Consider the following 9,883-nt stretch of genomic DNA (forward strand, 5'->3'; position numbering starts at 1 on the left):
GCATGGTGGCGGGAGGGATTGGGGTGAAACGGCCAGCCATTATATCGGGTACGAATGACAGGCAGTCGGAATGCCGGGCTGGGCCGGCGAGGATTACGTCTGACGTAATTGAGCCGTGTAGACCATGCGCTTACGCTGCAGGCACGACGTAAGCCGTTCACAGGAGCCCAAATGTCACAAGCCCTTGCCACCTTGCCCCGCCAGCACGATCGCCACGCTGCGGTCGACCCCCGCATGCGCATTATGGTAGACAACGTCCTGATCGGCTCCCCGGTGGCGCGCGCCCTCGCCGTGCGGCTGGCCAGCCTGGCTCCCGATCATGTCGAGCTGGAGATGCCATTCCTGCCGACCAACGTGACCAACGGCAGCATCGTCCATGGCGGTGTCATTGCCACGCTGATCGATATTGCCGGCGCCGCGGCGGCAGCTTCTGGCGGCAGTGCCGACGATGTGAAGGGCGGGGCGACCAGTTCGCTTTCTATCCAGTACCTGGCCCCGGCAAAGGGTACGGCGCTGCGCGCGGTGGCGATGGTGGTGCGGCGTGGGCGCCGGCAGGTGGTCACCGACGTGTCGGTCTATGCGGAAGCGCCGGACGAGGGCGTACTGGTGGCCAAGGCGTTGATGAGCAGTGCCATGTTCTGAATCCGGAGCGGACGCATCGCGCGCCCGTTTTTTCAAATTTATAAAACGCAATTAACCGCCGTATTTTCACCTTCACACCCAGGCGCGCCAGTACACTGGCGCGACCTGCTTCCATTGCAAAGGGGCAGCTTCGTGGAGGAAAGCGATGCGGCGTGGGCCTGAAACTGCGCAGCAGGGCGGGGCGTCCCCGGCATCTGCCGCATCCGAGACGCTCCCGGCAAGCCCCGTATCTTCGGGGTCGCGTATCGCTGTCTACGGTGCGATTGCCGCCAACGTGGCGATCGCTGCCACCAAGTTTGTCGTCGCCGCCGTGACCGGCAGCTCGGCCATGCTGTCCGAGGCCATCCATTCCACCGTCGACACCGGCAATGAGCTGTTGCTGCTGGTTGGCATGGCGCGCAGCCGCCGGCCGGCCGATGCCATGCACCCGTTCGGGTACGGCAAGGAGCTGTATTTCTGGAGCCTGATGGTCGCGGTGCTGCTTCTGACGCATCGCCACCGCTACCGTTGCCAACGGCGCCGCGGGCGCCATCGACCGGATCGAGCGCCGCATCCGGGCGCGGTTTCCTCAGGTCAGCCGGACCTTTATCGAAGCCCGGCTGATGACCAAGGGCACGCGTGCGGCGGCCTGAAGGCCACCACCGCGCACCTGGTTGCGGCAGATTACGCAGCCGCGCGCAGCTTGATCTTCGGAAAATCGACCGGCACCGCGAAGGCAACGTTCACGTAGTTGGTGAACAGGTTCAGCGCCACATGCGCCAGGATCTCGACGATCTGTTCGTCGTTGAAGCCAGCCTCGCGCAATTGCGCCACATCCGCATCGCTGACCTGGCCGCGCTGGTTGACCAGCTTGAGCGCGAACGACAGCGCTGCGGCGGTCCGTGCATCCTGCGCCCGGCCAGCCTGCGCCTCGGACATTTCCTGGGCGGTGGCGCCGGCCTTCCGGCCCAGCGCGGTGTGGGCGGCGAGACAGTATTCACACTGGTTTCGATCGGCCACGGCCACGGCGATCTTCTCGCCCAGTGCCGCACCCAGCACACCGCCGCCGAGCGCACCGAACGCGCGCCACATGCTGCGCAACGCAGCGGGCGAATTGGCGACAGCACGGAACATGTTCGGGGCGACGCCAAAGGCACCGTGGATCTCGGCCAGCAGGGCCTGGCTGTCGCCCGTGGCAGTGGCGGGATTGACGAGGGGAACGCGGGACATGGTGGACTCCTTGGTACAGGTTGAAAGGACAAGGCAGTTGCGATCGCCTTGACTGCAGTATGGGTAACCATCGAGTACCATTGGGTGCGTAAAGTCCTACGTACATACCAATTCGTCCAGACCATGCCTGAACCCATCGACCGGCTTTCCGCGCTGCTGGAGCGGTTTCGCGCGCGTGCGCACCTGTTCCACCAGGGACCGCTGTGCGGGCTGACTCAGTTCGCCGCGCAGCCGGGCCGCGGCTTCCTGCATGTCCTGCGCCGCGGCGAACTGGAGCTGCGGCACCCGCCGGGCTCGGGCCTGCCGGGCACCCTGCGCTTTGACGAGCCCACGCTGCTGTTCTACCCGCGCCCGGTCCACCACATGTTCCACAACCCGCCGCAGGAAGGCTCGGATTTCACCTGTGCGGCGCTGGACTTCGACGGCGGTGCGCGCAACCCGGTAGTGCGCGCGCTGCCGCCGCTGATCGCCTTGCCGCTGGCGCACGTGGCCGGCCTGGAGCAGTCGCTGGCGCTGCTGTTTGCCGAGGCCGGCCAGGTGCGCTGCGGCCACCGCCTGCTGGCCGACCGGCTGTTCGAGGTGGTGCTGATCCAGCTGCTGCGCTGGCTGATCGACCACCACCAGGAGGCCGGCATCCAGGCGGGCCTGATTGCCGGCCTGTCCGACCCGCGCCTGGCACGCGCGCTGGTGGCGCTGCACGAGGCGCCGGGCGAGCCGTGGGACCTGCCGCGCATGGCGGCGCGCGCGGGCATGTCGCGCAGCGCCTTTGCCGCGAGTTTCCGGCGTGTCGTGGGGCAGCCGCCGGCCGACTACCTGACCGACTGGCGCCTGACGCTGGCGCAGGCGCAGTTGCGCCTGGGCCGTCCGGTGAAATCCGTGGCGCTGGAGCTGGGCTATGCCAATGCGTCGGCGCTGTCGCGCGCGTTTACGGCACGGCTGGGCCAATCGCCAAGGCAATGGCTGGAACGGGAAGAAGAGGGAAAGGAAGGGGAGACGGCCGGGAAATTGCTGCCGGCCGATGCAGCCGCCGGTTTGCTCCCCTCTCCCGCGCGCGGGAGAGGGGCTGGGGGAGAGGGCGGGAGCGTCTAGCGGCGATACCGCCTGCTCCACGAGCTCATCAGTACTTCCAGAAGACCTGCTGCAGCGCCTTGGCGTCGTTGGTCTGCGTCAGCGCCAGCGCCATCAGGATGCGTGCCTTCTGCGGCAGCTGGTCGTCGGTGACGATCCAGTCGTACTTGTCATCCGGCTGCTCTGCGTTGCGCACCACCACGCCGCTGCCGGTGCGCGAGGCGCGCACGATCTGCACGCCCTTGGCGCGCGCGGCCTTGAGCGACTCCACCATGTAGTCGCCGACGCTGCCGTTGCCGGTGGCCGCGTAGATGATGGCCTTGGCACCGCTCTTCACCGCGGCGTCGACCGCGGCTGGATTGGCGTTGCCGTAGGCGTAGAGCACTGCCACCTCAGGCAGCTTGTCGATCTTGTCGATGTCCCACTGCGTCTGCTGCGTGTGCGGACGCGCCGGCAGGCGGTAGAACAGCGTGCGGCCTTCGACCACGTAGCCCAGCGGGCCGAACGGCGAGCGGAAGGTCTCGGTCTTGAAGGTGTTGCTCTTGGTGACGTCGCGGCCGGTGTGGATCTCGTCGTTCAGCACGGCCAGCGTGCCCTTGCCCTTGGAGGCAGGGTTGGAGGCGACCAGCACGGCGTCGTACAGGTTGAGCGCGCCATCGGCGCCCAGCGCGGTGCCCGGGCGCATCGAACCCACCACCACCACCGGCTTGTCGCTCTTGAGCGTCAGGTTCAGGAAGTAAGCGGTTTCCTCGATGGTGTCGGTGCCGTGCGTAATGACGATGCCGTCCACGTCTGGCTGCTTGAGCAGTTCCGATACGCGCTTGGCCAGCTTCAGCAGGCGTTCGTTGTTGAAGCTCTCCGAACCGATCTGGAAGATCTGCTCACCCTTGACGTTGGCGACCTTGGAGATTTCGGGCACCGAGGCGATGATCTTGTCGACCGGCACCACGGCGGACTGGTAGGCCGCGGTGTTGGTCACCGATGCGCCGGCGCCGGCAATGGTGCCGCCGGTGCCGATGATGACGATATTGGCCTTGCGGGCTTCGGCCTGGGCGGTGGCGGGTGCGGCGGCGGATTGTGCGGCGGGGGCGAGCTGCGCGTGGGCAGTGCCGGTGATCAGGCTCGCCGACAGCAGGGCAGCGGCCAGCGTGGTGACGCGGGCGAAGTGTTTCATGTTTCTCCTCGGTATCTATACGAACGTGTGGCCCGTACTGGAATCGGCACGACATACCTTATGGGTGGAATGGTGCCGTCCGTGTTCAGTCGGTGGCTGCCGGCAGCGGGGCCTGTGATGCAGGGCCCGTTCAGGCAGCGGCAGTGACTATACGTGAGGAGAATTTGGCGCGGGAGGGGCGCTGCAAGGGTTATGCCGATTCGGCATGAAGTTGCCCGGGCGATAACTCAAATCGCATACATATCGAGGTACTCATTGACCGGCATGGCCTCCAGCCGCGCCTGGTCCAGCGACGCGGCAAGGATGGCCTGCTGCTGTTTCGGCGGGAAGCGGCGGGCGAGGTTGGTGCGGAATTTTTCCACCAGCAGCGGGATGCCCTCGGCGCGGCGGCGCTTGTGGCCGAGCGGATATTCGACCAGCACCTCGTCCAGCACGGTGCCATCCGCCAGCGTCACGGTCAGCGCATTGGCGATCGAGCGCTTGGCGGGGTCGTGATAGTCGCGCGTCAGCGCGGGGTCTTCCACACAGGTGATCCTGCCGCGCAGCGCGTCGATGCGCGGGTCGGCGGCAATCCTGTCTTCGTAGTCGGCGGCGGTCAGGCGGCCGAACAGCAGCGGCACGGCCACCATGTACTGGATGCAGTGGTCGCGATCCGCCGGATTGCTGAGCGGGCCCTGCTTGTCGATGATGCGCAGGCAGGCCTCGTGGGTGCGGATGGTGATGGCGGCGATATCGGCCGCGCTGCGCCCCGCGAGCGCCAGCGCGCCGTGCAGCTGCATCGCTGCCTCCACCGCGGTCTGCGCGTGGAATTCAGCCGGGTATGAGATCTTGAACAGGATGTTCTCCATCACGTACGTCCCGTACGGCCGCTGGAAGCGGAACGGCTGCCCCTTGAACAGCACGTCGTAGAAGCCCCAGGTCTTTGCCGTCAGCACCGACGGGTAGCCCATCTCGCCGGTGCGGGCGATCAGCGCCAGCCGCACCGCGCGGCTGGTGGCGTCGCCGGCGGCCCAGCTCTTGCGGCTGCCGGCGTTGGGGGCGTGGCGGTAGGTGCGCAGGCTCTGGCCGTCGACCCAGGCCAGCGACACGGCATTGAGGATCTCGTCGCGCGTGAGGCCTAGCATCTGCGCGACCACGGCGGTGGAGGCCACCTTGACCAGCACCACGTGGTCCAGCCCGACCTGGTTGAACGAATTCTCCAGCGCGATGCAGCCCTGGATCTCATGTGCCTTGATCATCGCCGCCAGCACTGCCTTCATCGTCAGCGGCTTGCGCCCGGCGGCGATGTGGTTGCGCGAGATCCAGTCAGCGGTGGCCAGGATGCCGCCGAGGTTATCCGACGGATGACCCCATTCGGCAGCGAGCCAGGTGTCGTTGAAGTCCAGCCAGCGGATCATCGCGCCGATATTGAACGCGGCCTGGACCGGATCGAGCTGGAACTGGGTGCCCGGCACGCGCGCGCCGTTGGGCACGATCGTGCCCGGAACAACGGGACCCAGCAGCTTGGTACAGGCCGGGTAGGAGAGGGCTTCGAGCCCGCAACCGAGCGTGTCGATCAGGCAGTTGCGGGCGGTGTCATAGGCGAGGCCGCTCTTGATCTCGTACCGGGTGACATAGTCGACGATGTCGACCAGCACCTGGTCCGGATCGGGGCGTTGCGCGGACGGCGTGTCGGTGGACATGAACGGCCTCGCGGGTGCGGCTCAGCTCAGAACGCGTCGCCGGGCACGCGCACCCAGCCTTCCATCAGCACGCGCGCACTGCGGCTCATGATGGCCTTCTTGACCGCCCATTCGCCGTCGACCTGCTGCGCCTCGGCGCCCACGCGCAACGTGCCGGACGGATGCCCGAAACGCACCGCGTTGCGCTCGCCGCCGCCGGCGGCCAGGTTGACCAGCGTGCCGGGGATGGCGGCGGCGGTGCCGATCGCCACCGCTGCCGTGCCCATCATGGCGTGGTGCAGCTTACCCATCGACAGCGCGCGCACCAGCAGGTCCACATCGGCCGCGGCCACCTTCTTGCCGCTGGAGGCGACGTAGTCGACCGGCCTGGCGACAAAGGCCACCTTGGGCGTGTGCTGGCGCTTGGCGGCCTCGTCCACGTTCTTGATCAGGCCCATGCGCAGCGCGCCGTAGGCACGGATGGTCTCGAACATCGCCAGCGCCCTGGTGTCGCTGTTGATGGCGTCCTGCAGCTCGGTGCCGGTGTAGCCGATGCTCTCGGCGTTGACGAAGATGGTCGGGATGCCGGCGTTGATCATGGTGGCCTTGAGCGTGCCCACGCCCGGCACTTCGAGGTCGTCGACCACGTTGCCGGTGGGGAACATCGCGCCGCCGGCGCCTTCTTCCTCGGCGGCCGGATCCATGAACTCAAGCTGCACTTCGGCGGCCGGGAAGGTCACGCCATCGAGCTCGAAATCGCCGGTTTCCTGCACTTCACCGTTGGTGACGGGCACATGGCCGATGATGGTCTTGCCGATATTGGCCTGCCAGATGCGCACCACGGCCACGCCGTTGTGCGGGATGCGGCTGGCATCGACCAGGCCGGCGCTGATGGCAAAGGGACCGACCGCTGCCGACAGGTTGCCGCAGTTGCCACTCCAGTCGACAAAGGGCTGGTCAATCGAGACCTGGCCGAACAGATAGTCGACATCGTGGTCGGGCCGCGTGCTCTTGGACAGGATGACGGTCTTGCTGGTGCTGGAGGTGGCGGCACCCATGCCGTCGATCTGCTTGCCATAGGGGTCGGGGCTGCCGATCACGCGCATCAGCAGCGCGTCGCGGGCCGGGCCGGGCACTTGTGCCGTTTCCGGCAAATCCTGCAGGCGGAAGAACACGCCTTTGCTGGTGCCGCCACGGATATAGGTGGCGGGAATCTTGATCTGGGGTACGTGAGTCATGGAAATCTTTGTCCTGGTTGGCCCGGGCGGCATGCGTGCCGCTCGGGCCCTTTGTCACAGCTTATGCAGTTGCCCGCGACGACTCAAGGAAGTCCTGCGCGAAGCGCTGCAGCACGCCGCCAGCTTCGTAGATCGACACTTCCTCGTCGCTGTCGAGGCGGCAGGTCACCGGCACTTCCACGCGCTCGCCGTTCTTGCGGTTCACCACCAGTGTCAGCGTGGCGCGCGGCTGGCGCTCGCCGATCACGTCATAGGTCTCGGTGCCGTCCAGGCCCAGCGTCAGGCGGTTCACGCCCGGCTTGAACTCCAGCGGCAGCACGCCCATGCCGATCAGGTTGGTGCGGTGGATGCGCTCGAAGCCCTCGGCGACGATGACTTCCACGCCGGCCAGGCGCACGCCCTTGGCGGCCCAGTCGCGCGACGAGCCCTGGCCATAGTCCGCGCCGGCGATGATGATCAGCGGCTGCTTGCGATCCATGTACGTCTCGATCGCTTCCCACATGCGCACGACCTTGCCTTCGGGCTCGATGCGCGCCAGCGAACCCTTCTTGACCTGGCCATCGACCACAGCCATTTCATTGATCAGGGTCGGGTTGGCAAAGGTGGCGCGCTGCGCGGTCAGGTGGTCGCCGCGGTGGGTGGCGTACGAGTTGAAGTCCTCTTCCGGCAAGCCCATCCTGGCCAGGTATTCCCCGGCGGCGCTGTTGAGCATGATGGCGTTGGACGGCGACAGGTGGTCGGTGGTGATGTTGTCGCCCAGCACCGCCAGCGGACGCAGCGCCTTGAGCGTGCGTTCGCCGGCCAGCGCGCCTTCCCAGTAGGGCGGGCGGCGGATGTAGGTGCTCTGCGGACGCCAGTCGTACAGGGGACTGACCGATTCGCCGCTGGCCGCGGTAATGGCGAACATCGGCTCGTAGACCTTGCGGAACTGTTCGGGCTTGACGCTCTTCGCCACGATCGCGTCGATCTCTTCGTCGCTCGGCCAGATGTCCTTCAGGTAGACCGGCTTGCCGTCCTGGTCCGTGCCCAGCACGTCCTTTTCGATATCGAAGCGGATGGTGCCGGCGATGGCATAGGCCACCACCAGCGGCGGCGAGGCCAGGAAGGCCTGCTTGGCGTACGGGTGGATGCGGCCATCGAAGTTGCGGTTGCCGGACAGCACTGCCGTCGCGTACAGGTCGCGGTCGATGATCTCTTGCTGGATCTTCGGGTCCAGCGCTCCGGACATGCCGTTGCAGGTGGTGCAGGCAAAGGCGACGATGCCGAAGCCAAGCTTCTCGAGGTCGGGCAGCAGATTCGCTTCTTCCAGGTACAGCTCGACTGCCTTGGATCCCGGGGCCAGCGACGACTTGACCCACGGCTTGCGCGCCAGGCCGCGAGCATTGGCGTTGCGCGCCAGCAGCGCGGCGGCGATCACGTTGCGCGGGTTGCTGGTGTTGGTGCAGCTGGTGATGGCGGCGATGATGACCGCGCCGTCCGGCATCAGGCCTTCGGCTTCCTGCGCGCGGGCCTTGTCCAGGTCGACGGCGATGCCGCGCTCGGCCAGCGCGGAGGTCGGCAGGCGCTTGTGCGGGTTGGACGGGCCGGCCATGTTGCGCACCACGCTCGACAGGTCGAACTTCAGCACGCGCTCGTATTCGGCGTTCTTCAGCGAATCCGCCCACAGGCCGGCAGTCCTGGCGTACGTTTCGACCAGCTTGAGCTGCTCGTCGGTGCGGCCGGTCAGGCGCAGGTAATCGATGGTCTGCTCGTCGATGAAGAACATCGCGGCAGTGGCGCCATATTCCGGGGCCATGTTGGAAATAGTCGCGCGGTCGCCGAGCGTCAGGCTGGAGGCGCCTTCGCCACGGAACTCCAGATAGGCGCCGACCACCTTTTCCTTGCGCAGGAATTCAGTCAGGGCCAGCACGATGTCGGTGGCGGTGATGCCGGGCTGGCGCTTTCCGGTCAGCTCCACGCCGACGATATCCGGCAGGCGCATCCACGAGGCGCGGCCGAGCATCACGTTCTCGGCTTCCAGGCCGCCCACGCCGATGGCGATCACGCCGAGCGCATCCACATGCGGGGTGTGGCTGTCGGTGCCGACGCAGGTATCGGGGTAAGCCACGCCGTTGTCGGCGTGGATCACCGGCGACATCTTCTCCAGGTTGATCTGGTGCATGATGCCGTTGCCCGGCGGGATCACGTCGACGTTCTTGAACGCCTGCTTGGTCCAGTCGATGAAGTGGAAGCGGTCTTCGTTGCGGCGGTCTTCGATGGCGCGGTTCTTGGCGAACGCATCGGGGTCGAAGCCGCCGCACTCCACCGCCAGCGAATGATCGACGATCAGCTGCACCGGCACTACCGGGTTGACCTTGGCGGGGTCGCCGCCCTGGTCGGCGATGGCGTCGCGCAGGCCGGCCAGGTCCACCAGCGCGGTCTGGCCCAGGATGTCATGGCACACCACGCGCGCCGGGAACCACGGGAAATCGAGGTCGCGCTTGCGCCCGATCAGCTGCTTGAGCGAATCCGTCAGCGTGGCGGGATCGCAGCGGCGCACCAGGTTTTCTGCCAGCACGCGCGACGTGTACGGCAGCTTGTCGTAGGCACCCGGCTGGATTGCCTCGACCGCGGCGCGCGCGTCAAAGTAATCCAGCTTGGTGCCCGGTAGCGGTTTGCGGTTTGCAGAATTCATGGTGTAGGGAAATCAATATAGGTATGAAAAAGGGGTAGTGGTCCCATGTCAGCGACCAACTACCCCCTTGCCCGCAGGCCCGGATCAAGGCAACCCGACGCGGAGCAAACCGGCAGCCGGTCTTACTTGCGATCCTTCAGCGGCACGAACTTCAGGTTCTCCGGACCGGTGTAGTTGGCGCTCGGGCGGATGATCTTGTTGTCGATGCGCTGCTCGA

7 protein-coding genes and 1 pseudogene are annotated in these 9,883 nt (G+C 66.5%); 3 read left to right on the forward strand and 5 right to left on the reverse strand.

The window, feature by feature from the left end; all coding sequences use genetic code 11:
• Positions 1-171: 171 nt before the first annotated feature.
• Both AC3WRR_RS35745 and AC3WRR_RS35750 read left to right on the forward strand, forming a co-directional pair.
• The gene (locus tag AC3WRR_RS35745) at positions 172-642 is read left to right on the forward strand and encodes a PaaI family thioesterase (RefSeq protein ID WP_058698638.1); all 471 of its coding nucleotides are present in this window, start codon (positions 172-174) and stop codon (positions 640-642) included.
• Positions 643-787: 145 nt separating this feature from the next.
• A pseudogene (locus AC3WRR_RS35750) lies at positions 788-1,126 on the forward strand (cation diffusion facilitator family transporter); the annotation flags it as partial.
• A gap of 179 nt (positions 1,127-1,305) precedes the next feature.
• On the opposite strand, the gene AC3WRR_RS35755 reads toward AC3WRR_RS35750, so the two are convergent.
• Positions 1,306-1,851 carry a carboxymuconolactone decarboxylase family protein gene (locus tag AC3WRR_RS35755; protein WP_010809527.1) on the reverse strand — a complete coding sequence of 182 codons (546 nt, stop codon included), beginning with the start codon at positions 1,849-1,851 and terminating at the stop codon, positions 1,306-1,308.
• A gap of 123 nt (positions 1,852-1,974) precedes the next feature.
• On the opposite strand from AC3WRR_RS35755, the gene AC3WRR_RS35760 reads away from it, so the two are divergent.
• Positions 1,975-2,940: an AraC family transcriptional regulator gene (locus tag AC3WRR_RS35760; RefSeq protein ID WP_492299548.1), complete on the forward strand. Its 966-nt coding sequence runs from the start codon at positions 1,975-1,977 to the stop codon at positions 2,938-2,940.
• 28 nt (positions 2,941-2,968) lie between these two features.
• Here AC3WRR_RS35760 and AC3WRR_RS35765 read toward each other — a convergent pair whose 3' ends face one another.
• From AC3WRR_RS35765 to acnD, 4 genes are all read right to left on the reverse strand, one after another.
• The gene (locus tag AC3WRR_RS35765) at positions 2,969-4,093 is read right to left on the reverse strand and encodes an asparaginase (RefSeq protein ID WP_010809525.1); all 1,125 of its coding nucleotides are present in this window, start codon (positions 4,091-4,093) and stop codon (positions 2,969-2,971) included.
• A gap of 227 nt (positions 4,094-4,320) precedes the next feature.
• Positions 4,321-5,775: a bifunctional 2-methylcitrate dehydratase/aconitate hydratase gene (locus AC3WRR_RS35770; protein WP_011615389.1), complete on the reverse strand. Its 1,455-nt coding sequence runs from the start codon at positions 5,773-5,775 to the stop codon at positions 4,321-4,323.
• Between the two features lie 26 nt (positions 5,776-5,801).
• The gene (prpF, locus tag AC3WRR_RS35775; protein WP_010809523.1) at positions 5,802-6,992 is read right to left on the reverse strand and encodes a 2-methylaconitate cis-trans isomerase PrpF; all 1,191 of its coding nucleotides are present in this window, start codon (positions 6,990-6,992) and stop codon (positions 5,802-5,804) included.
• 61 nt (positions 6,993-7,053) lie between these two features.
• On the reverse strand, positions 7,054-9,666 hold the full coding sequence (gene acnD / locus AC3WRR_RS35780) for a Fe/S-dependent 2-methylisocitrate dehydratase AcnD (protein ID WP_010809522.1): 2,613 nt from the start codon (positions 9,664-9,666) through the stop codon (positions 7,054-7,056).
• Positions 9,667-9,883 lie beyond the last annotated feature (217 nt).

Source organism: Cupriavidus sp. FW305-3-2-15-C-LB2 (assembly GCF_058787575.1).

Bases quoted from the DNA above. Each gene is read 5' to 3' on its own strand.
- AC3WRR_RS35755 (WP_010809527.1), bottom strand. From the start codon at position 1,851: ATGTCCCGCGTTCCCCTCGTCAATCCCGCCACTGCCACGGGCGACAGC.
- prpF (WP_010809523.1), bottom strand. From the start codon at position 6,992: ATGACTCACGTACCCCAGATCAAGATTCCCGCCACCTATATCCGTGGC.
- AC3WRR_RS35765 (WP_010809525.1), bottom strand. From the start codon at position 4,093: ATGAAACACTTCGCCCGCGTCACCACGCTGGCCGCTGCCCTGCTGTCG.
- AC3WRR_RS35745 (WP_058698638.1), top strand. From the start codon at position 172: ATGTCACAAGCCCTTGCCACCTTGCCCCGCCAGCACGATCGCCACGCT.
- AC3WRR_RS35770 (WP_011615389.1), bottom strand. From the start codon at position 5,775: ATGTCCACCGACACGCCGTCCGCGCAACGCCCCGATCCGGACCAGGTG.
- acnD (WP_010809522.1), bottom strand. From the start codon at position 9,666: ATGAATTCTGCAAACCGCAAACCGCTACCGGGCACCAAGCTGGATTAC.
- AC3WRR_RS35760 (WP_492299548.1), top strand. From the start codon at position 1,975: ATGCCTGAACCCATCGACCGGCTTTCCGCGCTGCTGGAGCGGTTTCGC.